Origin of the sequence: Haladaptatus sp. AB643 (assembly GCF_024136975.1) — an archaeon.
In the GTDB taxonomy this organism is placed as follows: Archaea; Halobacteriota; Halobacteria; order Halobacteriales; family Haladaptataceae; genus Haladaptatus.
The window spans coordinates 43,122-69,119 of the sequence record NZ_JAMYJW010000006.1 but is presented as its reverse complement, the minus strand read 5'-3'; the positions used below and the strand labels follow the sequence as shown (position 1 = coordinate 69,119).

Annotated in this window: 24 protein-coding genes and 1 tRNA gene; 12 read left to right on the top strand and 13 right to left on the bottom strand. The window is 61.3% G+C overall.

Going from position 1 to position 25,998, the window contains the following annotated elements:
* Nucleotides 1-196 precede the first annotated feature (196 nt).
* Nucleotides 197-913: a TFIIB-type zinc ribbon-containing protein gene (locus NKF25_RS13265; protein WP_253227148.1), complete on the top strand. Its 717-nt coding sequence runs from the start codon at nt 197-199 to the stop codon at nt 911-913.
* 19 nt (nt 914-932) lie between these two features.
* Here NKF25_RS13265 and NKF25_RS13260 read toward each other — a convergent pair whose 3' ends face one another.
* The 4 genes from NKF25_RS13260 to glyA all read right to left on the bottom strand — a co-directional run bounded on the left by NKF25_RS13260 (nt 933) and on the right by glyA (nt 3,864).
* On the bottom strand, nt 933-1,826 hold the full coding sequence (locus NKF25_RS13260) for a bifunctional methylenetetrahydrofolate dehydrogenase/methenyltetrahydrofolate cyclohydrolase (RefSeq protein ID WP_253227147.1): 894 nt from the start codon (nt 1,824-1,826) through the stop codon (nt 933-935).
* A gap of 98 nt (nt 1,827-1,924) precedes the next feature.
* On the bottom strand, nt 1,925-2,377 hold the full coding sequence (locus NKF25_RS13255) for a hypothetical protein (RefSeq protein ID WP_253227146.1): 453 nt from the start codon (nt 2,375-2,377) through the stop codon (nt 1,925-1,927).
* A gap of 5 nt (nt 2,378-2,382) precedes the next feature.
* Entirely contained in the window at nt 2,383-2,553 is a 171-nt protein-coding gene (locus NKF25_RS13250; protein ID WP_253227145.1) for a hypothetical protein, read from the bottom strand.
* A 63-nt stretch (nt 2,554-2,616) separates the two neighbouring features.
* On the bottom strand, nt 2,617-3,864 hold the full coding sequence (gene glyA / locus NKF25_RS13245) for a serine hydroxymethyltransferase (protein WP_253227144.1): 1,248 nt from the start codon (nt 3,862-3,864) through the stop codon (nt 2,617-2,619).
* Nucleotides 3,865-3,970: 106 nt separating this feature from the next.
* On the opposite strand from glyA, the gene NKF25_RS13240 reads away from it, so the two are divergent.
* From NKF25_RS13240 to NKF25_RS13225, 4 genes are all read left to right on the top strand, one after another.
* Nucleotides 3,971-6,073, top strand: a complete 2,103-nt coding sequence (locus NKF25_RS13240) for a hypothetical protein (RefSeq protein WP_253227143.1) — start codon at nt 3,971-3,973, stop codon at nt 6,071-6,073.
* 480 nt (nt 6,074-6,553) lie between these two features.
* A complete protein-coding gene (locus NKF25_RS13235; RefSeq protein ID WP_253227142.1) occupies nt 6,554-7,378 on the top strand; it encodes a DUF5821 family protein in 825 nt (274 codons plus the stop codon).
* An 82-nt stretch (nt 7,379-7,460) separates the two neighbouring features.
* A complete protein-coding gene (locus NKF25_RS13230) occupies nt 7,461-9,167 on the top strand; it encodes a YcaO-like family protein (RefSeq protein WP_253227141.1) in 1,707 nt (568 codons plus the stop codon).
* 149 nt (nt 9,168-9,316) lie between these two features.
* On the top strand, nt 9,317-9,478 hold the full coding sequence (locus tag NKF25_RS13225) for a hypothetical protein (protein WP_253227140.1): 162 nt from the start codon (nt 9,317-9,319) through the stop codon (nt 9,476-9,478).
* Here NKF25_RS13225 and NKF25_RS13220 read toward each other — a convergent pair.
* The 3 genes from NKF25_RS13220 to NKF25_RS13210 form a co-directional block, all read right to left on the bottom strand.
* Nucleotides 9,475-10,605 (bottom strand): DUF63 family protein, encoded by a 1,131-nt coding sequence (locus NKF25_RS13220; RefSeq protein ID WP_253227139.1) that lies wholly within the window; start codon nt 10,603-10,605, stop codon nt 9,475-9,477. The two genes, NKF25_RS13225 and NKF25_RS13220, sit on opposite strands and share 4 nt — an antisense overlap.
* Before the next feature lie 43 nt (nt 10,606-10,648).
* A complete protein-coding gene (locus tag NKF25_RS13215; RefSeq protein WP_253227138.1) occupies nt 10,649-11,116 on the bottom strand; it encodes an Lrp/AsnC family transcriptional regulator in 468 nt (155 codons plus the stop codon).
* 85 nt (nt 11,117-11,201) lie between these two features.
* On the bottom strand, nt 11,202-12,008 hold the full coding sequence (locus NKF25_RS13210; RefSeq protein WP_253227137.1) for an inositol monophosphatase: 807 nt from the start codon (nt 12,006-12,008) through the stop codon (nt 11,202-11,204).
* 88 nt (nt 12,009-12,096) lie between these two features.
* Between NKF25_RS13210 and NKF25_RS13205 the strand changes: the two genes are divergently transcribed.
* Nucleotides 12,097-12,181: transfer RNA gene (locus tag NKF25_RS13205), tRNA-Leu, on the top strand.
* A 227-nt stretch (nt 12,182-12,408) separates the two neighbouring features.
* Here the strand turns inward: NKF25_RS13205 and NKF25_RS13200 are convergent.
* Both NKF25_RS13200 and NKF25_RS13195 read right to left on the bottom strand, forming a co-directional pair.
* Nucleotides 12,409-14,106, bottom strand: a complete 1,698-nt coding sequence (locus tag NKF25_RS13200; protein ID WP_253227136.1) for a Na+/H+ antiporter — start codon at nt 14,104-14,106, stop codon at nt 12,409-12,411.
* A 175-nt stretch (nt 14,107-14,281) separates the two neighbouring features.
* Nucleotides 14,282-15,862: a S8 family peptidase gene (locus NKF25_RS13195; RefSeq protein WP_253227135.1), complete on the bottom strand. Its 1,581-nt coding sequence runs from the start codon at nt 15,860-15,862 to the stop codon at nt 14,282-14,284.
* Nucleotides 15,863-16,077: 215 nt separating this feature from the next.
* On the opposite strand from NKF25_RS13195, the gene NKF25_RS13190 reads away from it, so the two are divergent.
* From NKF25_RS13190 to hmgB, 5 genes are all read left to right on the top strand, one after another.
* Complete coding sequence (locus NKF25_RS13190) at nt 16,078-16,542, top strand: NYN domain-containing protein (RefSeq protein WP_253227134.1); 465 nt, start codon at nt 16,078-16,080, stop codon at nt 16,540-16,542.
* Nucleotides 16,543-16,588: 46 nt separating this feature from the next.
* Entirely contained in the window at nt 16,589-17,437 is an 849-nt protein-coding gene (locus NKF25_RS13185) for a TatD family hydrolase (protein ID WP_253227133.1), read from the top strand.
* 210 nt (nt 17,438-17,647) lie between these two features.
* Nucleotides 17,648-18,229 (top strand): DUF2150 family protein, encoded by a 582-nt coding sequence (locus tag NKF25_RS13180; RefSeq protein ID WP_253227132.1) that lies wholly within the window; start codon nt 17,648-17,650, stop codon nt 18,227-18,229.
* A 44-nt stretch (nt 18,230-18,273) separates the two neighbouring features.
* Nucleotides 18,274-20,958, top strand: a complete 2,685-nt coding sequence (locus tag NKF25_RS13175; protein ID WP_253227131.1) for a hypothetical protein — start codon at nt 18,274-18,276, stop codon at nt 20,956-20,958.
* A gap of 68 nt (nt 20,959-21,026) precedes the next feature.
* On the top strand, nt 21,027-22,364 hold the full coding sequence (hmgB, locus tag NKF25_RS13170; protein ID WP_253227130.1) for a hydroxymethylglutaryl-CoA synthase: 1,338 nt from the start codon (nt 21,027-21,029) through the stop codon (nt 22,362-22,364).
* Between the two features lie 82 nt (nt 22,365-22,446).
* Here the strand turns inward: hmgB and NKF25_RS13165 are convergent, their stop codons facing one another.
* A complete protein-coding gene (locus tag NKF25_RS13165) occupies nt 22,447-22,671 on the bottom strand; it encodes a hypothetical protein (protein WP_253227129.1) in 225 nt (74 codons plus the stop codon).
* 42 nt (nt 22,672-22,713) lie between these two features.
* Between NKF25_RS13165 and NKF25_RS13160 the strand changes: the two genes are divergently transcribed.
* Nucleotides 22,714-23,799: a helix-turn-helix domain-containing protein gene (locus NKF25_RS13160; protein ID WP_253227128.1), complete on the top strand. Its 1,086-nt coding sequence runs from the start codon at nt 22,714-22,716 to the stop codon at nt 23,797-23,799.
* A 31-nt stretch (nt 23,800-23,830) separates the two neighbouring features.
* Here NKF25_RS13160 and NKF25_RS13155 read toward each other — a convergent pair whose 3' ends face one another.
* The 3 genes from NKF25_RS13155 to NKF25_RS13145 all read right to left on the bottom strand — a co-directional run bounded on the left by NKF25_RS13155 (nt 23,831) and on the right by NKF25_RS13145 (nt 25,965).
* The gene (locus tag NKF25_RS13155) at nt 23,831-24,442 is read right to left on the bottom strand and encodes an NUDIX hydrolase N-terminal domain-containing protein (protein WP_253227127.1); all 612 of its coding nucleotides are present in this window, start codon (nt 24,440-24,442) and stop codon (nt 23,831-23,833) included.
* Between the two features lie 96 nt (nt 24,443-24,538).
* A complete protein-coding gene (locus NKF25_RS13150; RefSeq protein WP_253227126.1) occupies nt 24,539-25,342 on the bottom strand; it encodes an archaeal proteasome endopeptidase complex subunit alpha in 804 nt (267 codons plus the stop codon).
* The gene (locus NKF25_RS13145) at nt 25,339-25,965 is read right to left on the bottom strand and encodes a proteasome subunit beta (RefSeq protein WP_253227125.1); all 627 of its coding nucleotides are present in this window, start codon (nt 25,963-25,965) and stop codon (nt 25,339-25,341) included. The genes NKF25_RS13150 and NKF25_RS13145 overlap by 4 nt, the downstream gene beginning before the upstream one ends.
* Nucleotides 25,966-25,998 lie beyond the last annotated feature (33 nt).

Below are 25,998 nucleotides of genomic sequence, written 5' to 3'. Positions count from 1 at the left end.
AGCTTGTTTCACTCGACATAGTAATACGGTGTAGTTCGTGACCGCTGATAAATGTACTGGGGAGAAAGGAACTGTAGCGGGGACCGAAGCTGAAAGAGGAGCGGTGAAAGGGAGGGACGAAAGGGAGAGGTGAAAGGGAAAGAGGAGACCGCTCACGCGCGTGAAAGTTTTTACCGCGGGCCTGTAACGGATGGGCATGAAAGTTCGCGGAACCCGTGAGTGCAAGCGCTGCGGGAACCAGTGGTCGTACTACGAGACGGGGAGCGTCACGTGTCCCGACTGTGGAAGCATGGAGAGCGTCGGCTTGGACGAGAATCGTCTCCAACAGACCGACCGTCCGGCGACGCTCGACCTGGTCGAAATACGGAACGCACTCGACAAGGAACCGGCGCGCGAGGTCGCAGACCTCGCGGCGAAGGAAGGCCGCAGATACGTCAGAAAGCGTGGATTCATCCGCGGCGGCGAACTCCTCCCGCTCGACGGCACCTACCTCGCCGCGAACGAACTCCGCCACGCGGGCGAGTTGTTCAGTCGGTCGATGCGGATGACCGACGACGAGGAGATTTACTTCTACTCCCTGCTCAGCGGGGCCGACGAGGGCGAACGACCGGACACCGAGGACCTCCCGGAATCGATATACGAGATCCGCGGGTTGGCCGACGCCGAATCGCTCAAGGAGTATCACCGGGAGATGGGGGAGTGGACCAGGGAACACGACGTCAGTCGGGAGAGCAGGAGTACGCTGGAAACCCTCGGGGAACACGTCCGCAGGGCGCAGGCGCTCGAAGGCGGAACCGACATCGACACCGCGGAAGTGCTCGTGTCGGCCGCCCGTGAGTTGCGGCGGTATTTCGACCAGGACGATCCGGACGCCCTCGCGAGCAGTCGGGACAGACTCGACCGGTTAGGATAGCGCCGTTCGACTCTCCGCTTTACGGCAGTTCGACGTCGATGCCCGTCTGTTCTCCGGCGGCCTTCACCGTGTTGTAGAGCAACATCGCCCGCGTCATCGGGCCGACGCCGCCCGGCACCGGTGTAATCGCGCTCGCTTTCTCCTTTGCGCTCTCGAAGTCCACGTCGCCGACGAGTTCGTAGCCCTTCTCGTTGTCCGCATCCACGCGGTTGACACCCACGTCGATGACGGTCACGCCCTCGGAAAGCATCGAACCGTCGATGAGTTCGGGGACGCCGCAGGCCGCGACGACCACGTCCGCTTCGCGGGTTTTCGCAGGGAGGTCATCGGTACGGGAGTGACACACCGTCACCGTCGCGTTGCCACCCTCGGCTTTCTGAATGAGGAGGTTCGCGAGCGGTTTGCCGACGATGTTCGACCGACCGACGATGACCACGTCCTTGCCTTCGGGGTCCACGCCCGCCGATTCGAGGAGTTTCTGGACGCCGTGTGGCGTGCAGGGTTTGAATCGCGGGTGGCCCGCCACGAGCATGCCGACGTTCTCCGGGTGGAAGCCGTCCGCGTCCTTTTCGGCGTCGATGGCGCGGAGCACCTTCTGCGAGTCGATGTGGTCCGGAACGGGCATCTGGACGAGAATCCCGTGGACGTCGGGGTCCTCGTTCAGGTCGTCGATGGTGTCGTACAGTTCCTCGGCGGGTGCCTCTGGGTCGATTTCGATGTGGATTCCGTTGATACCGACCTCCTCGCAGTCCCGCTGTTTCATCGAGACGTACGTCTCGCTCGCCGGATCGTCGCTCATGAGCACCGTCGCCAGTCCCGGCGTCACACCCTCCGCCTTCAGCGTCTCGATGCTCTCGCCGAGGTCGCTTCGAATGCCCTCCGCAACCGCACGCCCGTCGATGATGTCCGTCATTACCGACCACTGGCACTCGAAGCCCCTTAAACATCCGGGTTCGTGCGTATTTTTGAGATTGAAAATACGAATATATGCACGAACGTGTATTATATTGGTTAGAGAAACTGCGACTCCATGGTGACGACTTGAACGGGAATCGAACGGGCGTACGTATCGCCGTGATATTCCGCAGTCGTCTCCACACGCACCGGTGTGATTTCCTGCAATCGGTCGAACGAAATCGATGGCTCGGTGACGGTGCCATCCTCGTTTCGCCACCGCTCGTGGTACACTTTCACGGTCTTCGTAGCACCGTTGTCGGTGGAACTGATTCCGGTTCCGACCCCGGAAATCTCTCCATCCACTCGTTCGTTTAGCTCCTCCCAGACGACATCCTTCGCAGCATCGGCAGCCCGGAATTCGACCCATTTTTCGACCGGCATCGTATCGTATTCCGTTTCCCCACCGATGTACTTCGGATACCGAACCACATCCTCCCCTTCGACGTATTCGACGCTTCCGTCCTCCACATGTATCGTCACCCGAAGAACGTCTGAATCGTCGGTCATCGGTATCACCGAGTCGATTGAATCCGGTCCACCTGCTCGCGCGGATGGAACTGGTTCGCCGTCTCCGTCTGAATGCGAATCCAACCCGGGTAGATGGCGACGGTCACGTCGGCGAGGGATGTTCCATCGGTGAACACGATATCGGCGCGTTTGAAGCCCGCGAGTTGTTCAGGCATGGTCGAACCTCACGGCGTGCCGAATTAGCTGTGTCGCTCGTGAAAAAGAAACGTTGAGACGACTTATTCGTACAGCGGGTTCTCTTCGCAGAGGGCCTGCACTTCCTCGGCGACTTCCGCTTTCACGTCCTCGTCGTCGATGTGATTTATCGTGCGGGCAATCAGGTCGCCGACGCGTTCGATGTCGTCCGCGTCGAAGCCGCGGGTCGTCAGCGCGGGGGTACCGGCGCGGATACCGCTGGCGACGAAGGGCGAGCGCGTCTCGCCCGGAACCGTGTTCGCGTTGAGGACGATGCCGACGTCTTCGAGCGCCTCCTCGGCGTCCTTGCCCGTCACGTCCTCGTGGGATTCACGCAGGTCCACGAGCACGAGGTGGGTGTCCGTGCCGCCGGAGACGAGACCGAAGCCGTGGTCCTGGAACGTCTCGGCGAGCACTTTCGCGTTTTCGACGGTCTGGGCGGCGTACTCCTCGAACTCGGGTTGGAGCGCTTCCTTGAATCCGACCGCTTTGCCCGCGACGTTGTGCATCAATGGGCCGCCCTGCATACCGGGGATGACCGCCGTATCGACGGCGTCGGCGTACTCCTCGTCGCACATGATGATGCCACCGCGTCCGGCGCGGATCGTCTTGTGCGTCGAACCGGTGACGAAGTCGGCGATGCCGACCGGCGAGGGGTGTTCGCCAGCGGCGACGAGGCCCGTGATGTGAGCGATGTCGGCGAGATGGTACGCATCCGCCGCGTCGGCGGCCTCCTGAATCCGCTCCCATTCGACCTGTCGCGGGTAGGCGGAGTAGCCCGAGACGATGATGTCGGGGTCGAATTCGACGGCGTGATCGTAAATCGCGTCGTAGTCGAGGTAGCCGGTTTCGGTGTCCACCTTGTACTGTTCGACGTCGTACAGCTTTCCGGCGAAGTTCACCTTGTGACCGTGGCTGAGGTGGCCGCCGTGGGTCAGGTCGAGCGAGAGGATCTTGTCGCCGGGGTCGAGAACGGCGAGGTAGACGCCCATGTTCGCCTGCGAACCGCTGTGCGGTTGGACGTTGACGTGTTCCGCACCCCAGAGTTCCTTCGCGCGCTCGATGGCGAGACTCTCGACCGTGTCGATGTGCTCACAGCCACCGTAGTATCGCTCGCCGGGGTAGCCTTCCGCGTACTTGTTCGTCAGGGTGCTTCCCTGTGCTTCGAGAACCGCCTCGCTGGCGAAGTTCTCGCTGGCGATCATCTCCAGCGTGTCGCGTTCGCGTTCGACTTCCGCTTCGAGAGCGTCGGCGACTTCCGGATCGGTCGCTCGAACGTGGTCGTACTCCATGTGAAATCCCGAGACACCGCGAGGTATAAGTTTACCCTTCGCACGGCAGATCGCCGTCCCCGACAGAAATGTAAACTAACAGTGAGATAACGCTTCTATTACCGGTATGATCGAATGGGAGGAAACGGAAACTGGGGTTCGCGCGTTCGACCGGACAAAAACGGGGGTCACCATCGATGCGCCCGACTGGAAGTCCGGCGGCGAGACGCAGGAAATCGAACCGCCGGTCGACGAGTTAGTCCCCGGCTACGCGTCCGAACTCACGTTTCCTCCGAGTTTGGTAAACATCACCGAAGTCGAAACGGGGGAACAGTACAAGCACGGTAATGACACCAAACCCCTCGAACTTCCCGACGGAGAGTACCTCGCAAACATCCACGGGAACGTCAAAACGTATCTCCGATTTTCGGGGTCAGCGTCCATTCGTAAAACGGACGATTTCGAATCGTTAATCGTCGATTTCCACGAGTGGATTCCGATTACGTTCGGCTTTCGGAGCCATCACAACGTCCCACTCGATACGATAACCATTCCACCGACGACGGAAGGGCTAGCGACAGCAATCTCGTACGCCTCCTCATCTCAGAAGGCGACCGGCCCGGACAGGTCGTATCCGACCCTTCGTGGGCATCCGCCCCAGTTCGAAGTGGGAAACGAGTTACACATCCCGGACCCAGTGCGAGCGGAGAAAAAGGACGTTGGCATCGAACTCCGCGTTCCCGACGATTTCAGGACGTTGTTCGTCACCGCACCCCTCGCGTACTATCTGCAAGCGGACGTGGTGGTCGAAGAGCGCGATGCACCGGTGCTTTCGGCACCCGAGGTCAACTTCACGTACGTATTCAGTCCCCTCCCGTCGTATCAACACGAAGTCGCGGACATGCTCCGTCGGTTGTTCTTTCTGGACTGTCTCGTCCGCAATGAGGGACCATACTGCTGGGAGCTCGCGGAGTTGGATCTACTCGATGAGATCGATATCGACGCGAAGGCAACCTACGAGGCCACACCGGCCGAACAATTGGTCACCTACGACCTCGTGGATTTCGACCATATCGACGATGGACTTCCGGACTGGCATCTAGCGATGTACGTCGAGCCGTCGCTGGAAAACGTCTCCTCGCTCCCGTATCTGCTTGCAAACCTGAGCCTCATCTACCTCCCAGAATCGTCAAATCTACAGAAGAACGAACTGTTGGACGTATCGCTCGGCGACTTCTATCGTGGTAATCCACAAGCCGAACCGTCGAAGCCACGTGCGGTTTCGGCCGACAGCCCGTACCGGACGACGAACAGCGTTACGTCAGTCGATAGGGTGATGCCCGAACTTCACAGGGGGCGTGTTCATGGATGGCTGGCGGACGGCGTACCCATCGACGTGTTCAAGGTCGAACCGAGTGCCTACGAGAACCGGTTCAAGTACCTCGAAGAGTCGGAAGGGGACATCGACGTGACCCTGATATTGAACGACGAGACGATGGAAGACGAACACGAGGACGTGGCCGATATCTATCTGGACCGGTCGGAAAATCTACCGATCGATGTTACGGTTCGTGAACATCTGACATGCACGGAACTCGCCGAGGTGTTGGAAACACCGAGCGATTTCGTCCACTACATCGGTCACTGTGAGAAGTCCGGACTGCGCTGTACCAACGGCACTCTCCCGGTGTCGTCCATCACGGAGAGCAACGTCCAGACCTTCTTTTTGAACGCATGTGGATCCTACTACGAGGGGATGGAACTGATTAGGAAAGGTAGCGTGGCCGGTGCAGTGACGTTCAACAAGGTGTTGAACAAACAGGCCGGGAAAGTGGGTGTTTCGTTCGCTCGACTGTTGATAAACGGCTTCAGCATCCAGCGAGCCCTTCAAATCGCTCGACGGCGAATCATGATGAACAAGGACTACGCAGTCGTCGGTGATGGGACACACCAGTTAACGCAGTGTGGGACCGTCTTTCCGACGATAGGACGCCTTACAAAGGTCAACGGATGCAAGTTCAAGTTATCATACAGTTCGATCGCGGAGCGAATGCATGGTGGATACTATCAACCGTTTTTGAAGGAGGACAACAAGATGTACCTCAATGGACATGATGCAGTCTTCACGCTAGATCAGGCTGAACTCAAGTCATTTCTCACGCGGGCAAAAATTCCGATTGTGTATGATGGTGAACTGTACTGGTCGAGCAAGTTGGAATCGTTGTTGTAATCAGGGTCCACCGCCAGCCGTACCGGCTTCCAGGGGTGAAATGATGCCACCCGTGTACACGACCGATGCGAACATCAAGGTGAATGCTGCGTTCAACGCCCACGGATGACTCGCGAACCACTGTCGGATTTCGGATCGCATGGTATGTGTTGAAACACCACATCCATCATACTTCATCCTTTCGGACTGTTCACGCAATCTTGATTTGGTAATTACCGCTTACCCAACGGAATTATCCGGTTATTCCCGGCCAACAACAGTTATCGGAAGGTAAAATTACGCGATATTGTGCGATCTGGGCACTCTCGCGGGGACACTGAAAAATTCAAATTCACTGAAGAGATATCGGAGATCAGGCCGATATTATACAAATTTAGAGATTATAATTACGTCGTTGACTAATTGTTCATGCTACATAACCTATGATTTCCGTTGAGTTCGAGCGTTAAAATTAAATACATGAATCTCTTCCCTGCTACCATGGAAACAAAATCGAACCTCTTGAACCAAAGCGTCCACGAAATCCTGCAGACGGTCATCGATCAAAGTCCCGACGTCATGCTCGTCGTGAACCCATCCGCGAGCGCGATCGAGGACCTCATCGACGCCGCAACGGAATACGAAGGTGACCTCCCCGAGATGCGCATGCTCGCGGACGAGAGTACCTTGAAGGACGTGATGGAGGACTTCATCATCGCCAGTAACGCCGCAGACCTCATCGACGAGGATGCACTCACCCTTCGCACGACTGACGACACCTCCGGCAACTCGCTCCTCGTCACCGACGACGTCGTCATCGCGCTCGTCACGGCGGGCGACCGCGTAGGCGGTCTCACCTCGGACGACGACGACTTCGTTGACGCCGCATACGGCACGTACACGGAGTTCTGGGACGACGCAGGCTCCTTCTCGCTCCGCACGCCCCCGATCACGCGTGTCCGCGAGACGCTCGGCGACGAGATCAGCCCCGAGGCAGAAGACGACTTCAACAGCGTCCTCGCGTCCCTCGAAACCGCACGTGGCGACGGAGACGGTCTGGACGAAGTGACGATCAGCCTCCTCGTCGCGGCCAAAAACGAAGCACTGCTCTACGACATCAGCAAGTGGGGCGAGGACGTCGGCATCGCAAGCAAAGCCACGTTCTCCCGCACGAAGACAAAGCTCGAAGACATGGGCCTCATCGGCACGGAAAAGGTCCCCATCGACGTCGGTCGCCCACGCCTCCGCCTGAAGCTTGCCAACGACGAACTGCAGAGCGCGGACACCGACCAGCTCGCTGGCGTCGCACAGAGCATCCTCAACTAAGCCGAACTCCTTCCGTTTTTTCAGTACCCGTGAGCGGTAGCTATCCGCCGTATTTTTGCCACCACGCCGTCTCGTCCCGTGCATGAACAGCGTGCTGGGCGTGGTCGGACAGGGACGTGGTGCGGATGCGGTCGTCGCGGCGCTCTCGGATATCGAAGGAAGCGTCGAAGAACTCGACGACGACGCGATCGACGAGGCCGATTTCGCGGTTGTCATCGACGAGGTTGGGGCACCCGTTTTCAGGCGTGCGAATCGCGCGGGGGTTCCGTGGATCGCCGTGGAACTCGGTGGCGTCGGTGGACATGCGATCGCCGGGGTGGATGCCGCGATTTCCGGATTTTCCCCGGAGACTGCCTGTTTCGACTGTCTCCGTGCACGTGTGGTATCGAATCGAGAGGAAGAAGGAGAAAGCGTCGAGTACGACGGCGTCACCGAACGATACGCTGGCGCGGTCGCGGGACGGGAGGCGGCGAGACTCGCAAGCGGGGAGGAATCGTCGCTCCTCGGTGGGGTGCGAGAGATTCCTCACGCCGAACGGCGACTGCTCCCGATTCCGGGATGTCCGACGTGTGGGGAATCGCGGGACAGGACGCTCGGTATCGCGTACGAGGAGCGAACGTTGGACGATGCGGTGAGCCGTGCGGAATTGGCGATGGACGAGCGGATCGGAATCGTTCGCTCGCTCGGCGAGGTGTCGTCGTTTCCCGTGCCGTACTATTTGGCATCCACCGCGGATACGAGCGGGTTCAGCGACGCACGCGCGGCGGCCCAATCGGCCGGTGTTTCGGCCGACTGGGACGAAGCGTTGATGAAGGCGCTGGGCGAGGGGATGGAGCGCTACTGCGCAGGAATCTACCGCGAGGAGGAGTTCGCGGTGGCACGGCCGTCCGAACTCGGAAACGCCGTATCGCCCGCCGAGTTCGTGTGCCCGACTGGGTGGGAGGACCCGAGCGACGAAGAGATCGAGTGGGTGTCGGGTCGGAATCTGACGACCGGAGATCTCGTTCATCTCCCGGCCGAATTCGTCCACTTCCCGCCGCCGTCGATGCGGTTCAAGCCATCCATCACTACCGGGTTAGGGTTGGGCAATTCGACGGTAGAGGCGCTCCTGTCGGGGATATACGAAGTCATCGAGCGCGATGCGACGATGCTCGCGTGGTACTCCACGTTCGAACCGCTCGGGTTGGCCGTCGAGGACGAGGGTTTCGAGGCGCTGGTCAAGCGAGCACGCGCGGAGGAGTTGGAGGTAACGACCCTGTTGGTGACACAGGACATCGACGTTCCCGTGGTGGCCGTGGCGGTTCACCGGGAGGGCGAATGGCCGAAGTTCGCGGTCGGATCAGGTGCGAACCTCGATCCGGACGCGGCGGCCCGGTCGGCGCTCGCGGAGGCGTTGCAGAACTGGACCGAACTCAAACTGATGGGGAAGGAGGATGCGGCGAACGAGGACGGGTCCATCGGCCGGTATGCGGTATTTCCGGACGCGGCCCGGGAGTTCGTCGCTCCCGAGACGACGATACCGAGTTCGAGCGTCGGATCGACGGTTCCGGAGGGCGTGGAGGAGTTGGAAACCGTGGTGTCGCTGGCGAGGGACGCGTTTCAGGTCTACGGTGCGCGGTTGACCACGCGAGACGTCGCGTCGCTCGGATTCGAGGGGGCTCGCGTTCTAGTCCCCGACGCACAACCGCTGTTCACCGAGGATGCGTTCTTCGGCGAGCGTGCGCGGACGGTTCCCGACGAACTCGGGTTCGAACCGCGTCTCGATCGTGAACCACATCCGTATCCATAGCTGTCACCGCGCTCTCGAACTTCCTTCGGGGCGAAACATGAACCGCGCTAGCGAGACACATGGGTTTTATGTCGTGGGTGGCCGTAATTACTATACTAGAGGGTGTGAATAATGGGTAAATCTCCATACATGTTAGGAGTGGTAACCGTATGACGACCGAATTCGAGCTCTCGTGTGCGACGTGTGGGTCGTCCCTGTCGAAACGAAACGTCAGTATCGACCATCCGAACGCGGGAACGATCGAAGTGGCGGAGTGTAAAAACTGTGGCGACCGATATTTCCCGGAATCGACGTTGGAACGTCTGGGTTAGATTCCGAACGTTGCCCGGAGCATATCGCGGGTTCCCGGCCCGAGACCGACCGCGACGATGGCGATGAGCAGCAGAATGGCGTAGCGGGGGCTTTCTTCGAATATTTGCTCGTCGAACACCCAAACGACGGCGAGCGCGGCGACTATTTTCACGAGTAGGAACGGCCATGCCGTCCCGATGACGTTGGTTATCGACGGTGGAAGTACACCGGACGTGATGTCGATGATTGCCCGATTGACGGGGTGTTTCGCGGTGTAGGGTCCAGGGAGGCCGAGCGCACCGGACCAGTCGAGAACGGCGACGTTTGCGATGCCGTCCACCGAGTGTCCCCAGATGACGACCGCACCGATTGCGGCCGTTCCCGCGTTGACCTCGGGGGCGAACCGCTCCACCAACCACCAGACGATTCCGGTGACGAGCGTCGCACCGCCGAGGACGACGACGAGTATCTGTGGGTAGAATTTGAGTTGACTCGTCGTCATCGCCAGCACGACGAGATGGCCCACCGTGAGGGCGAGCACGAGCGTTCCGATTCCGGCGAGCGGATATTCGTAGTTCTCGACGATACCCCGTCGTTCGAGGACGACGCTCACGACGAGTGCCGCGAGTGTGACGGCGAAGACGGTAAAATAGATCACCGGGCTGATGATGAGGGTGTTCCACGGGAAGGGGATCGAGCTGTGCCCCGCTCCGAGCGCGTTGTTTGCGTCTTCGACGACCCGAAGGGCACCGCCGAAGAGCATGAACGGGAAGAGCGCGAAGAAGAGGCCTCGCTCCTCGCCGACGTGCAGGCGACGGAGCAGAAAGACGACGCCAATCAGGGCGACGATGAGCGTGACGGCGTAGCCGACTTCCGAGACGAAGGTGTAACCGGGGACGGCGACCGGACCGGGCGCTGTCGCGCACGTGCCCGCGTCGTAGATGTATCTCGTCGCGCCGCCGCTACGGACGGCACACTCTGCGCCTTTCGCGTCGGCCAGTACGGGTCCCCAAAAATAATGCCAGATGAAGCCGTCGTACACTTGTTTCGGGAACGCGAGCGCACCACCGATCAGGGCGACGATGGCGGCGGCGACCGCCCCCAACCACAGGCGCTCGTTTTCGAGTCCCTCGCTTGCGGTATCCATATCGCACGAAGCGAAGCGAACGGGTTTTAGGGTTCCGGTCTTGTCACTCCTCGGAACCCATTTTCAGGGGGAGTTCGTCGCTTTCGTAGGGTGACCCGAGGACGACCATCGTCTGTGAACGGGCGAAGCCGTCCATCTGCGCGATGTTGTCGAACATCAGTTCGCGGAGACTGTCCGCGTTCTCGGCATACACCCGTGCCAAAACATCCCACGATCCAGTCGTGAGGTGAACCTCCTGAATTCCCTCGATACCTTCGAGTCGCTTGAGCGTGTCCTTCTCACGACCCTGTTCCACGCGGAGACCGACGAACGCGGAGATACCGAGCGATATCTTCTTCGGGTCCACGCTGGCGTGATAGCCGGTGATGACGCCCGCTTCTTCCATCCGATTGACACGGTCGTGGACCGTCGCACTGGACATATCGATCTGTCGTGCTATCTCGCTGAACGGTGTTCGAGCGTTCACTTGGAGGGCTTTCAGAATGGCGCGGTCTGTGTCATCCAGGTTCATATCGCTACGGTAAGGCCCCACTGATAAATAATTGTACACCCGCATCGGAATCGAGTCGCAAATCGAAATTATAAATCATAATCGTCTACTTTTGAGACCGTTTTTCCGCATCGCGAGCCGCCGCGAGCACTTCGTCGTGCGCCTCCCCGTTGGAAGCGACCAGTCCCCGACTTTCGGTCGTCCACGGCTCGCCGTGAATATCCGTCACCGTCCCGCCTGCCTGCCGAACCATGAACACGCCCGCGACCGTGTCCCACGGGTTCGGGACGACGTTCGTTACGGTGCCGTCGAGCGCGCCGCTGGCCACCATCCCGAGAACGATCTGAGCACACCCGTACCGGCGCATGTCCCCGAAGCGCTTCACGATTCCCTCGACGGTCGCCGCGTACTCCTCCCGCCGGTCGAAGTCCCACCAAATCGTCGGACAGACCGTGAACGTCTCGGGGTCCGTGCGGTCGCTGACCGAAATCGTCTCGCCGTTCAGGTACGCGCCGTCCCCGTCCACGGTGTAGACGTCGCCCAGCGCCGGGCAGACGTTCGCGGCCGCGACGGTTTGGCCGTCGCGGACCGCCGCGACGCTGGTCGTCCACAGCGGAATCCCGCGGACGAAGTTGTTCGTCCCGTCGATGGGGTCCACGACCCACACGTCGCCCTCTACGGGGACTTCCTTCAGCGCGTCTTCCTCCTCGCCGACGATCGCGTCGTCGGGGAACTCGGCTTCGATAACTTCGATGACACGGCGTTGACTGCGCCGGTCGAACTCCGTCACCACGTCCGTCTTGTTGGATTTCGTCTCGACTGCGAGGTCGTGTCGGAAGCCCTCGGCCGCGATTTCGCTCCCTGCGGTCGCGGAGCGTTCGGCCAATTCGAGGCGAGAATCGACGTTCGTCATGGTTCGAGAGGCGCGGCGATATGGAAAAGGAGTGTCGTTTCTCGATTCGGAACGTTTTAACACCCGGAGGATGGAATAGAAACTGCGTGCGAGGGTAGCCAAGCCCGGCCAACGGCGGCGGACTCAAGATCCGCTCCTGTAGAGGTCCAAGGGTTCAACTCCCTTCCCTCGCACTCACACGAGTGCGGGAAGACCGCCACAGAGCGTTCTTCCCTCGCAACAACGCGAAGGGGCCTAACCACAGGCTCTCGCAAAACTTCTGACGACGACTACGAACCGGACAGCGACGGGTCTAAATCGCGGATTTCGTTCGGTCCGGGGGCTTTCGAGGTCGTCTTCCCAGTGTTTAGAATCACAACAGAATCAAAACCAAACACGATTCTTCCCCATCGTCGCTTTCCTAGTCGTCGTCAGCGGAGGACGTATCGAGGCCGTATTCCTTCACGCGAGCGCGCCAGAACTCCTCGTAGGCTTCGTTGTCGGGGTCGTCGCGGACGGTGCTCTGACCGGTATCGACGCGGTCGAGTTTCAAATCGACCTCTTCGAGCAGTCGTTCGCCGACGTCGTCGCTGATGACGCCCGAGCGCATGGCGTCCATGACGGCGCTCTTTTCCTGTTTGAGGACGCGGCGCTCGCCGACGAGGAGTTCCTCCCGTCGGAGTTCGGGGTTCTCGTGGAGCAGGCGGGAGATGGTCGTGTTCAGGTCGTCCTTCTCGGCCTCGTACTCGCCGCGGAAGTCGTCGTACACGTCGCCCGGGAGGTCACCGCGGTTGTGGAGGCGGTCGGCGGCTTCGAGCGCGGAATCGACCGCACGCGCGCGCCCGAGGAGGAGTTCGTACAACTCCTCGGTCTCGGTTCGGGTGACGATGTTCAGGTAGTCGAGGAGGTTGCTCATGGTCAACCCTTGGACGATGAGGCTGAACGCAGCGACGCCGAACACCATCGAACGGAGTTCCCCGATGTGCGGGAACTCCGACGGAAGGCCCAGTACGAGCGCGATGGGAATCGAGGCGTGCAGGCCACCCCACACCATCACGTGCTGATAGGAGAACGGAATATCGCTCCGAGTGAATCGGTTGACCGCCTCGGTGAAGGGATAGACGGTGATGGCACGCACGAACAACGTGAGGACGATGGCGATGACGATGAGTTGCCAGTTATCGACCATCTGGTGGATGGGCGTTTTCGCGCCGATGAGGACGAAGATGAGCGTGTTGACGAGGAACGCGGCGGTGTCCCACGTGTTGAACACGGATATCTTCGTCTGGGGGCTCATCGCGTACTCCGCGCCGCGGTTGCCGATGAGGAGTCCGGCGGTGACGGTTGCGATGACGCCGCTGACGTGGAAGTAGTGTTCGGCGAGCAGGAAGCTCCCGTAGGCGAGGATGAGCGTGAGGACGATTTCGGTCATGTGCTCGTCCAGGTTGACCATGACGCGGTAGATGAGGTAGCCAGCGGCGAGGCCGACGACCAAGCCGCCGATACTGGCGAAGACGATTTCGATGGCGGTGTTGCCGATGACCTTCGGGGTGATGAGTTTCGAGAGTTCGATGTCGTTCTCCACCGACCGTTTCACGAGCACGAAGAGCGCGGAGAAGACGACGACGCCGACGCCGTCGTTGAGTAAGCTCTCGCCCTCGACCAGTACCGATAGGCGCTCGGGTGCGCCGAGTTCCTCGAACAGCGCCAAGACGGACACCGGGTCGGTTGGAAGGATCATCGCGGCGAACAGCGTGGCGAGCAACAGCGGATAGCCGAAGGCGTAGTGGCCCATCACCCCGAGGATGAGAATCGAGACGATGAGGCCGGGAACCGCGAGCGTCAACACTAACCCGAGGTTCTCGCGGAAGCTATCGAGGTCGGTGGTCGCCGCGCCCTCGAACAGGAGTGGCGGCAACAGCACGAGCAGGATGAGGTCGTGTGTAAGCGTGATGTCGATGTTGATACCAAGTATCGAAACGGCGAGCCCGGCGAGGAGGAGGGCGATAGTGTAGGGAAACCGTCCGACTTTGGCAACGAAAACACCCACGCTCGCCGCGATGATGAAAACGGCGAGGAGGTTGATGAGTCCGGCGGTGATTCCAGTCGGCTCGACCATGACCGACGATTTGTCGTAGCGAGGGATAAACCGCGTGGTGTCATCCGGTGTAAAATTCGGAGACGGCTCCACTGCCGTAGTTCGATACCAGTCGCTACCGAACCATCGTGGGAATTTCGCATCGTCGTCACTCTTCGGTTGTGAGAACGAGAGGAGGGGACCAATCGAATGGGGATTACTGGTATTCCGTGATCGTCACGGTGTAGCTGCCCGACCCGCTGTAGGAATCCACGTCGATCTGCATGTCGGTGGACGTGTCGGGGCTGTCGATGGTGATCGTTTCCTGACTGCCCGTGCTGGTGGACGAGTAGTCGTAGCTGCTCGGACTCGCCGCGCTCGACGTTCCCGTGTTGACGTAGAGGTCGAAGTCGGCGTCGCTCGGTCCGTCGAGCTCCACGACGACTTGACTCGGACTGCTGTAGTTCCACGACCACGTGTAGTCGGCGTAGTCGGAGTAGCCGGAGAGCGAACCGCTGGCGGATCCGCTCGTGGAATCGCTGCCACCACCGCCACCGCCGCCGCTTCCGCTGCCGGGGTCGGTAGTAACGGCGTTGTAGGCATCGACACGGCCGCTGCCCTGTTTATCCGAGGACAGGCCCACATCGACGGCCGTGTTCTTGAGGTGGCTTCGAAGTTCCGAGTTGGTGAGGTCCCACTGTGCGAGCGTCAGCCCGGCGACGCCGGAGACGACGGGGGTTGCCATCGAGGTACCCGAGAGCTTCTCGTAGGAACCGCGCGTCTCGGTCGTCGTCGAGAGGACGTCCACACCGGGGGCACAGAGTTCGACCTTGCTACCGTACTGCGAGAAGGAAGCGAGGTCGCCGTTCGAGTCGATGGCGGAGACAGCGAGACATTCGCTGTATCCTGCCGGGTACGAGACGCTGCTGGAGCCGTCGTTACCCGCTGCACACGCGATGAAGACGCCGTTGTTGGAGGCGTAGGTAACCGCGTTCTTCATCGTGCTCGTGTAGCCACCGCCACCGAGGGACATGTTGATGACGTCGGCACCCTGGTCCGCGGCCCAGCGGATGGCGTCCGCGATGTCGGACGTGGAACCGCTGCCACCCTCGTCGAGCGCACGGCCGTTGATGAGCGAGGAGTTACCCTGCCCTGCGACACCGGTGCCGTTGTCGATGACACCGGCGGCGATGCCGGAAACGTGGGTCGCGTGGTATTCGTCCTGCGGCGCGTCCGGATATGGGTCGCTGTCGTCGTCGGCGAAGTCCTTTCCGGGGTTCGATTTGTAGTTCGCCTGCAGGTCCGGGTGGTCGTACTGTGCACCCGTGTCCACGACGGCGATGGTGACGTCGTGACTGCCGAGGGTGGTGTCCCACGCGTCGTCGGAGTTGACCATCTGCGGCGCGTACTGCTGACCGAATTTAGGGTCGTCCGGCGTGAGGTACGTCGAATGCGTCGCGTTCTGCTCCGCGTATTTGATCCCTTCGCGCTTCTCGATTGCGTCGATGAAGCTCTGTCGAGCCGAGTCGGGCATCGCGCTCGGGAGCTTCACTGCGACGTAGCGCAGGTGTTCGTTCTTGTGAACGACGGTGATGTCCATCGGGGATTTTGCGGTGACTGCTTGTTCGATGTCACCGTGACCGGCCGAAACGCCGACCAGAATCTCGTCCTCTTTCGGTCCGGGCTCACGACCGGGCGTCGCCATCGTAACGCCACTCATGGCCGCCGCCGCACCGGCTGCACCTGTTGCTTTGAGGAATGTACGTCTATCGAACCGCGATATGTTGTCGTCTGCCATACGGCAAGTTAACGAAGTTCGCATATGTATTTAAATTTTATCTATTTGAATTGCTGAAATCTTATACTCTGGATTAATAAATAAAGGCTAAAGTTAAGAGTATTAATTAATTCTGTGCTGAACAAGTTTACTGATGTTAAATCAATCATTCTGGGAATAGGTCGGACGAAGAACGAACCGCCACCGCTATGTCCCGCTATCGTCTACCTCGGACCATGAGCGGCGGCTTGCGGTCTCTCCACGAGGGAGACGGCGATGAACACGAACGAACTGTTGCACTCTTCGTCGACGGACCGAACGTCCTTCGGGACGACTTCGACGTCGATCTGGACGACGTTCGAGCGGCGGGACGGCAACTCGGACAACTCGCAACGTCGCGTCTGTACCTCGACGAGCACGCGACACCGGGGTTGATTCAGGCGGCGGAAGCACGCGGTTTCGAGGTCGTCATCACGAGCGGCGACGTGGACGTGAAACTCGCCATCGACGCGACCGAACTCGCGCTCGATGACCAAGTGGATGTCCTCGCAATCGCCTCCCGGGATACGGATTTCAAACCCGTCCTCGAAAAGGCGGCCCGAAACGGGATTCGGACGGTTGCCATCGCGCCCGGCGAGTACGGCCGGTCGGACGCGCTCCAAAACGCGGCCCACGAGGCGTTCGTCCTCGAAGACGAGTAAATCGGAAAACCACGGGCGTTTTTTCGCTGGAACCCAACGAAAACGTATGAACGACCTCGGGACGCCGGTACTCGACGATCACCTCCATCTGGACCCCGACCACGGCCGGGGTGTCGAAGCGGTCAAGGATTTCGCACGGAGCGGCGGCACGCACCTACTCGTCGTCAACAAGCCGTCCTGGCTGCTCGGCGTCGAAGCCGAAACGGGAGCGGACTTTCGAACCGTCTTCGACACGACGGTCGAGGTGGTAGAACGTGCGAACGAAATCCTGCCGGGTCGAGCGTGGCCCGTCCTCGGCGTGCATCCGGGACTCGTCTCGAAACTGGTGGACGACCGTGACTTCACGCCCGCGAACGCGCGTGACCTGATGCAATCCGGACTCGAAGTCGCCGCGGAGTACGTCGCGGACGGGCGGGCCGTCGCCCTGAAATCCGGACGACCACACTATGACGTGACCGACGAGGTGTGGGACGCTTCGAACGCCGTCCTTCGGCGCGCGCTGGAACTGGGCGCGGAGACCGAAAGCGCGGTTCAACTGCACACCGAAGCGACGGACGATCTGACCGAGGTGGCCGAGTGGGCGGAGGCGGCTGGCTTGCCACCGGAGCGTGTGGTCAAACATTACGCGGGCGGCGAATTGGCGGGTGTAACGCCGAGCGTGATGAGCGACAAGGACCGCCTCGAACTCGCCGTCGAGCGCAGCGAGCCGTTTTTGATGGAGACGGACTTCATCGATGACCCCGACCGTCCCGGTGCGGTAATGGGGCCGAAGACGGTCCCCCGACGAGTGTCGTGGATGCAGGAACAGGGGTACGACGAGGCGATTCGAACGGCCCACGTCTCGACTCCCGAACTCGTGTACGGACTCGATACCGAGGCGACACTCTCGAAGTGAGCCGTCGCTCGGGAGTCGATTTTCGCTTGCCAACCGATCACACAGCCATCGTGCAGGCTTTTTGATCAGTTTGCGGCTATCCTAACTTCGATGGGTGGCGAAACATCCGCACGTCCCGGTGTAGCATGAGTTTTTCGGCCGTTTTGGGCGGTCTCACCCTGTTGAGGCAGCCTCGGAGGATTTATGAATCGTGCTATGCACGAAAGAGGTATGAGCGCTCCTCCAGAGGAGTTCTACTCCGAAGAACGCTGGCAGAACTGGTTGGACAGAATCAAGGACGAGGATATCGACCCGAAGGACGAAGATTCCGCACGGCTCCTGCTCAACCTGCAGGACGACGTGGCAATCGCCGTCGCCAAAATCGTCACCGCGTACGACGACGATGACATCGACGAGGAGACGGCCCTCTCGGAACTCACCGACATCCGAGAGACCGTCCTCGGCGAGGTCGAGTTCGAGGACGAGGAGAAAGCGATGCTCATCGACGGCGTCCAGACGAGCCTGCTCTGCGTGTTTTACGCGTCGGAGGAGTACGTCGCACAGGGCCCCGCCGAGGACGCGCCCGTCGAGGACTACATCATCGAAGCCGAGAAGGCCGAAGAAGCGGAGGATTTGGACTCCGCGCTCGGTCTCGTCGCGGCGGGTGGCACGCGCATCTTCGCGGGTGACGAACTCGACATATCAATCATGGAGGAGATGGAGTACGGTCTCGTTACGGAGTGGGTAAACGGCCTCGACAGCCTTCAGAGCGCGATGAGCGACCCGGAGCTCGTCGAAGAAGACGACGAGTAATCGAGTAACAGGTTTTTTATCCTTTTCACGTATCTGTCTCATGCATGACGTTCCGGTCGGACGACCGTGGCGTGACCGTGCAGGTCGGCGCGATTCTCCTGTTCGCCATGCTGGTCGTCGCCATGTCGCTGTATCAGGCGACTGCTATCCCGAGTCAAAACGCGAAGGTCGAATTTCGTCACGACGAGCGGGTGCAAAGCCAGATGCAGGACGTGCGCAACGCGATTCTTCGCACGGCCGCGACCGGAGCAGGCCAACCGACATCGGTCACGCTCGGCACGCAGTATCCCGGACACGTCCTCTTCGTTAACCCACCACCCGCCTCGGGGACGCTCCGAACGCGGGAATCGGGAACGGTCGACATCGAGAATCTGAAGGCGACCGACCCGGAGACGGCCGACTATTTCGACGCTAGCGAACACTCGTTTTCGACCCGGTCACTCGTCTACGTGCCGGGCTACAACCAGTACGGCAGCGCGCCCGACACGGTGTACGAAAGCTCCGTCGTCTACAACCGTGGACGTGACGGCAACGCCACCCTGACCGGCCAGCAACTCGTCCAGGGTAAGCGGATCACGCTCGTCACGCTGGACGGGAACCTCTCCCGAGCCCGGTCGGGGACGGTCAGCCTCGACCCACAGGCGCTGAGTCCCTCGACCGTGACGCGCACGATTTCGGTGCAGTCGGACGGGAGCGACCCGGTGATCCGCGTGTCGACGGCCCTCTCCGAGGAGAAGTGGAACCGATTGCTCGCGGAACAGAAAGCGAACGGCTACGTCGAGAGCGTGAGCGTCGAGGACGGCATCCTCGAACTCACGCTCCGTGGAGACGAGGACGGGACTCCCGTCACCTACGACCTTCGAATGGCGAAGGTCGGCGTCGGATCGGGGACGAAAGCCACGAGCGAGGAGTACATCACGAACGTCAGCGGCGGCGGGAACGTGGCAGTCGGAACGAAGACAACGCTCGTCGCGGAGGTGCGCGACAGGTACAACAATCCCGTGAGCGGCGTCATCGTGAACGCGAGCGGCGGGACGGCGGCGGGAAGCCATCGGACGGACGACCGGGGACGGGTTCGGTTCGAATACGACGCGACTGCGCCGGGTGACGAAACGGTGACGCTCTCAATCGACGACGACAGCGCGGCACGCGAGCGCGTCGAATTCCCCATCCACGCGGTTGCAGGCGGCACTGGTGGTGGGAGCGGCGGTGGAAGCTACGACGTCGAGTGGGTCGCGTCGAACGGACTCGACTGTACCCCCTCGCTCGACGAGTGTACCCTCGACAGGAGCGAGCGTTCGTCCGCCACGCTGACGGCGAACGTTACCTACGACGACCAACCCGTCACGGGGACGGACGTCGATTTCGGTCTCAACCGAACGGGGATCCTGAGCACGTCCCCGACGAGCGCGACGACGGATTCGAACGGGGAAGTTCGGACGACCGTCGAGGCGAGTTCGACGGGCGACGTGAGACTGCTCGCCGCGAGCGGCGGGGACGCCGACCCGGTCGTCGTTCACGTCGTTCGAACGGACGGGATACCCGGTCGGTTCGTGTACGGCAACGACGCCATCGCAGTCGATGGGCCGGACGATGGCGACACGAAGGGCGGAATCGAGTTCAGCCTGCGGAACGGGTTCGCTCAATCCGCCACGATCACGAACGTCGAGATCGATCCCGCCGACACCGGTATCGACGTCATCGCCGACCGGTCCGGTGACGACGGTTCGGTCGGGCACAGCGAAGTCGTCGTCGAAACGGACCACGACTCGGGGTACGTGGATTTCAGCGACCTCTATTTCCCGACCGCCCGGGACGGAACCTACCTCGGGAACTCCTACGACCTCGATGACGATGGTCGCGTACACGGCCACAATCCCGTCGTGTCGAGTGACGGGACGGCGACGTTCTCGCTGTACGAACTGTTCCGGGGGAGCTACCGGAACGGATATCGGAACGTGGACATGGTCGGGAAACAGGTGACCGTCACCGTCGATTATCGCTTGGAGAACGGGACGACCGGCGAAAAGCGGGTCACGTTCGTTCCGAGCGAGGACGACGGTAACGATGGAAACGGCGACGACGCGCGAACGCCACGGATCGAAATGCGAGTGGACGACCTTTCGCACGTGGATCAGGACAAGGTGCGATACACCACGTCCTACGACGTGACGAGGACTAATTCGTCGTTCGAGCGCGTGCAAGTCGTCACCGACGACCTTCAACGCGGAAACGACGCGAGGGGGACGAACACGTCCACGTCGAAGCGTGGCAGCGCCGCCTACCGATTGAACTACGGTTCGGACGAACGGTGGCGAATGACGGTGCAGGTCATCTACGAACACGCCGACGGGACGGAGTACGTCGCGGCTGAGCGGTCGATAACTGACGAAGCGGACAGCCTCGATCCGGACGGAAACGACGACTTGAGCACCGCCGACAGCGCGACTATCGATTCGTACAGTGTCGACGACCGGACGAAATACGGCCAACCGCGATACACGCTCGACTACGACCTCTCGTCGGGAAGCGATTTCACCAGGGTCTCGGGCGCGGCCATCAGCCGTGGAAACGGGGACGCCGTATACGACAGCAGCACGGACCGTCACGGCTCGTTCCGGTTGGATGGCGGGTACGGCGGTGGAACGAAGTTCACGATAAAACTGCTCGTCTACGATTCGGATGGCGTCATCGTCGACTCCGTCGAGCGATCCGACACGGCCGGATAGGGTTTCGACGACCGTCGATACTTCTATCGACAAAAACTTATACTGTGTTATGCAACGTGGAGGCAAGAATGACCGCCGTCGGTATCGACGCCATCGAAATTTGGACTGGGAAGCTGAAACTCGACCTCCCGGAGACAGTCGCACCGGTCAAAGACAAGGATCCGGCGTACTACACGAAGGGATTGGGACTGAACGCCAGTTCGTTCCCCGACGCGTACGAGGACATCGTGACGATGGGCGCGAACGCGGCCCATCGCCTGATGAAGCGCAAGGGACTGACGCCGGACGACATCGGTCGTATCGACGTCGCCACGGAGAGCGCGTTCGACAACTCCAAGCCCGTCTCGACGTACATCGCGGGCTGTCTCGAACAGGTGTACGACGGCGACTTCCACCACGCCAACAAAGGTGAGCGCAAGTTCGCCTGTATCGCCGGAACCCAGAGTTTGGACGACGCCTACAACTGGATCAAAGCGGGTCGCAACCGCGGGCGCTCCGCGCTCGTCATCGCGACCGACACCGCGCTGTACGCCCGTGGCGACCCTGGCGAGGCCACGCAGGGTGCCGGTGCCGTGGCGATGCTCATCAGCGAGGACCCGTCCCTCGTCGAACTCTCGACCGAACAGGGCTACGGTAGCGCCGACGAGACGGACTTTTTGAAGCCCAACCAGCAGTTCCCCAGCGTGGACGGCAAGCGCTCCATGCAGGTGTACCTCGCCCGCATGCGCGAGGCGCTGGAGGACTTCGAGCGCGCCGGTGGAGAGACCCACCCCGGCGATTACGTCTTCGGTCCGTACCACACGCCGTTCCCCGGAATGGTCCGCAAGGCCGGACTGTTCGCCTTCCGACACACCATTCGTGACACGGGTATCGAGGAGGAACTCGCCGCCGAAATCGGCCGCCAACCGCGCGAGCAGGATTACGACGACCGCGAGCAGTACGAGGAAGCCATCAGCGCGTACATGGACGACCTCAAGGCGACCGAACAGTATCAGGAGTGGTACGCGAACACCATCGAACCGACGCTCCGCATCTCGCGCGAGGTCGGCAACTGGTACACCGGGTCGGTCCACATCGCCCGCGCCTCGGCGCTTCAGTACGCCGCCGAAAACGACATGGAAATGGTCGGCAAGAAGCTCCTCGTCGGATCCTACGGGAGCGGCGCACAGGCCGAAATCCACGCCGAAACCGTCCAGGACGGCTGGATCGATGAGATCGACCAACTCTCCATCGACGAGCAGATTCGGAACCGCTACAACCTCTCCTACGACGAGTACGAGCAGGTCCACGACCGCCACAACCACGACAAGCGCGTCGAACTCGACGACTTCACCGAACCCGAAAACGAGTTCGTCTTCACCGGCCGCGGCGAGATGGACGAGCGGACCTACGAATACGTCGAATAAGACGACGAGGAAGGACGAAGACGGCGGGGAAGGACGGCGGTTTTCGTTTTGCGCTGCGGGTCTATTTTCTGCGAACTGACCTTCACCACGACTGCAATCGTTGTTGGGTGCGGAGGCGAGCCAGCGCGAAGCGTTGGCGAGCGAAGCACCCGCCGTCGGGTGTGTCTTCTGCCCAGTCGCTGAAGTCTGCTCTCCAGTCGAAGAACGACCGTCTGATGAAGTCGTCCGGATTGCTGTTTTCCTCCACGTAGTCGCCGTGAGCGGACGACTTATCCGAGTCGCGCCCGTCCGTGCAACTAAGCGACACACGTCCGACTCCGAAATTCCACCTTAAACCAAACCGAACGAAATGACCGAAATCGAGCCGGAATCCCAGACGGCGGACGAACTGCCGGAGACAGTCGAGACCGAACTCGATTCCGAACCCGAGTTCGAAAACGAATCCGAACTCGTCCTCGAATCCGAATCGGAGGAAGTGGACCCGACGGACGCCTTCAGCGTCCTCGGCAACGAGGTTCGGATGGCCGCGCTCCGCGCGCTGCTCGACGCCGAGACGGACGGCGAGGACACGCTGGCGTTCTCGGACCTGTTCGACGCGTCGCCAGCCGACAACACGGCGGGCTTTTCGTACCACCTGCGACAGTTGGCCGAGCACTTCGTCCGGAAGACGGACGGCGGATACACTCTGACCTACGCCGGTCGGGAAATCGCGCGGGCGATTCGCGCCGGGACGTACACCGACAGCGTGGATTTCGACCCGATTCGAATCGGCGACCCGTGTCCGTTCTGCGGCAAAGAGGAACTGGAAGCCCACGGGGAGGACAACTACGTCGTCGTCGAATGCCGGGCCTGCGAACGCCCGACGCTCACGCTACCGTTTCCACCGGGGGGGCACCGAGGTTTCGCAGAAACCTCGCAAGATCGCGGTGAAATTGCCGAGCAACGCTCGGCGGTCAGCCGGACTTCGTCCGGCGAAACCGCGAGCTACCGTGCTCACGACCCCGACGGCCTGCTGACGGCGTTCGACCGGCACCACCGTCACCGCCTGTCGCTCATGGCCGACGGCGTCTGCCCGGAGTGCAGCGCACCGGCGAACGCACACGTGGAGTATCACGACGCGGAAAACGACGAAACCGAAAATCGCCGCCCACAGGTCCAGTTCGACTGCGAGCGCTGTGGCTGTCGGCTTCGCTCGCCGGTCACGCTCGCGGTACTGGAGCATCCGGCGGTCATCTCGTTCTACCACCGCCACGGCATCGACATCCGGGAGCGCCCCGTCTGGAACGTCGGCGAGGAGTGGCGCGAAGCGGTCGTCTCGGAGGACCCGTGGTGCGTTCGGGTTTCGACGGCGGTGGACGGCGACGTGCTGTCGCTGTTCGTCGCCTCGAATCTGGAGGTCGTGACGGTGCGCGAAACGGGGCAGACCGCGTCCTGAGAGGTCAAGAAACGCTGCGACGACCACCTGCTCACGACGAGTTCGATGTCGCCTCGTGTCGTTGCTGCCACACGTCACGCGCTTCGTACGCTATCTCGTGAAAATCTCGGTGCCACGCCGGTACGTCCTCGATGTGCCAGTACCCGAGGTCCGAACTCTCCTCCGACCCTCGAAGCGTTCCGCCCAAGCGTTCACAGAGGTAGACGAGTCCGACGGCTTCGTTGACGTGGTGTTCGGTCGCCGGTTGGTAGTGTGCGCCGACCAGCGTCGTAACCCGGACGTCGAGGTTCGTTTCCTCTTTCGTCTCGCGAACCGCCGCCCGTTCGGGACCCTCCCCCGGGTCAAGGAACCCGCCTGGGACCATCCACTCACCGCTATCGGCGCGTTTCATCAACAGGATTCGTCCGTCGTCGTCGAAAATCGCCGCACCGGCCGCGATTTTCGGCGTGATATGCCCGACCTCCTCGGCGAACCGTTCACGGACCTCGTCCGGATTCACCGCGAGCGTTTCGCCGTAGTGTTCCGCGACGAGGTCGAGTATCCGACCGTACCGTCGTTCGTCGTGATGGTTATCCGCATATCGAAGCCCGTTCTGACCGATGATTCGGAGTTCGTCCAAGAGCGCGAGGAGGTTCGATTTCACATCGACATCTCGCACTCGAACGACCTTAATCCTCAGTCAGCTTCTCGCCCGGTTGCTATTTCAAGGGTTGTGGAAAAACCGAATTCCGAACTGCCGTTACGACGCCTGTTCGTCCAGTAGGTCCAACGACTCCAGCGTGTCTCGACGCTCCTCGATGCCGAGCGCCTGGTAGGTCGGTGCGACCGTCGCCACGTCCACTTCCTCGGGCGAGAGGCCACCTTCTTCGGATTCCGCGAGCGCCGACAGCGCGAGTTCGATGCCGGATTGAATCGAACCTTGCGGGTCGTAGTTGGCTTCGAGGTACTCCCGAACCGTCCCGTCTTCCGCGCCGATGGCGGTCGCCTGCCACTCGTAGAACGTCCCCGACGGGTCGGTCTCGAACAGTCGTGGTTGGGGCGGTTCGTCCTCGCTGGTAGTCGGTTCGACGCCGTCTCGCGGGCCAGGCCCGCTCGACGAGTTCGTCGAACGTGGGTCGACGCCACCAATCAGCAGTGCCGCGCCGAACGGCCGCGCGCCGCCCTGTTGGGTGAACTCCTGCACGTGATCGACCATGGCCTTCGTAAACGGGTCGGTCCCCATCGGTTCGCCGTAGCGCAGGCGGTCGGTCTGGGCGCGGCGGCGGCCGAAGTCCACGAGTCGGCGGGCGTCGGCGACGTGACCCGCGCTGGCGACGCCGATGTGGTCGTCGATCTTGTGAAGCTTTTCGATGGCCGTCGCCTCCATCAGCGGCGACCGGACGGCCTTCTTCGCCGCCAGAACGACGCCGTCCCGTGCGCGGACGCCGACGCTGACGCTTCCCCGGCGAACCGCCTCGCGGGCGTACTCCACCTGATAGAGGCGGCCGTCGGGCGAGAAGATGTTCGTGCCCCGGTCGTAGGCCTGCTGTTGTCCGCCGTTCATGCTGCCACCTCCGTGACCTCCGCGAACTCGTCGTAGGTCCGGATTTCGACGCCGTCACCCGTAACCGTGGCAATCGTCACGCCGTTGCCGCTGGCGGTGTCGCGCTGGACGGCGCTTTCGACGGCGTTGGCCGCGACGCGCCGTGCGCCTTCGAGGGAGAGGTCGGGGTCGTACTCGCGTTCGAGGACGCCGTAGGCTAGTTGCATTCCGCTTCCGGCGGCGATGTAGTCGTCTTCCATGACGCCGCCCGCACCGTCGAGGCTGTAGATGTGCGCCCCGGTCGCATCGACGCCGCCGAGCGTCGGTTGCCCGCCGCGGTAGGGACCGTTGCGAAAGAGGTTCCCGGCGAGCGTCGAGAGCGCAGCCATGTCGATGGGATGGTCGCGACGCGTCTCGTACAGGGAGGCTTCGGCGCGAAGCGTGCGGATGAAGGCCTGCAAATCGCCGACGCCACCGGCCATCGTCAACGCTGCCGTCGGGAGAATAGTCTGCACTTTCTGCACGTTCTTGTTGGAGACGAAGCGACCGCCGAGGCTGGCCCGGCGGTCCGCGGCGAGGAGGACGCCCTCGTCGGTCGTCAACGCAACCGTCGTCGTACCGGTCTTCACTATGGTATCGGACATGGTGAAACGAAAGGCCGGAGAGCGGAAAAGTGT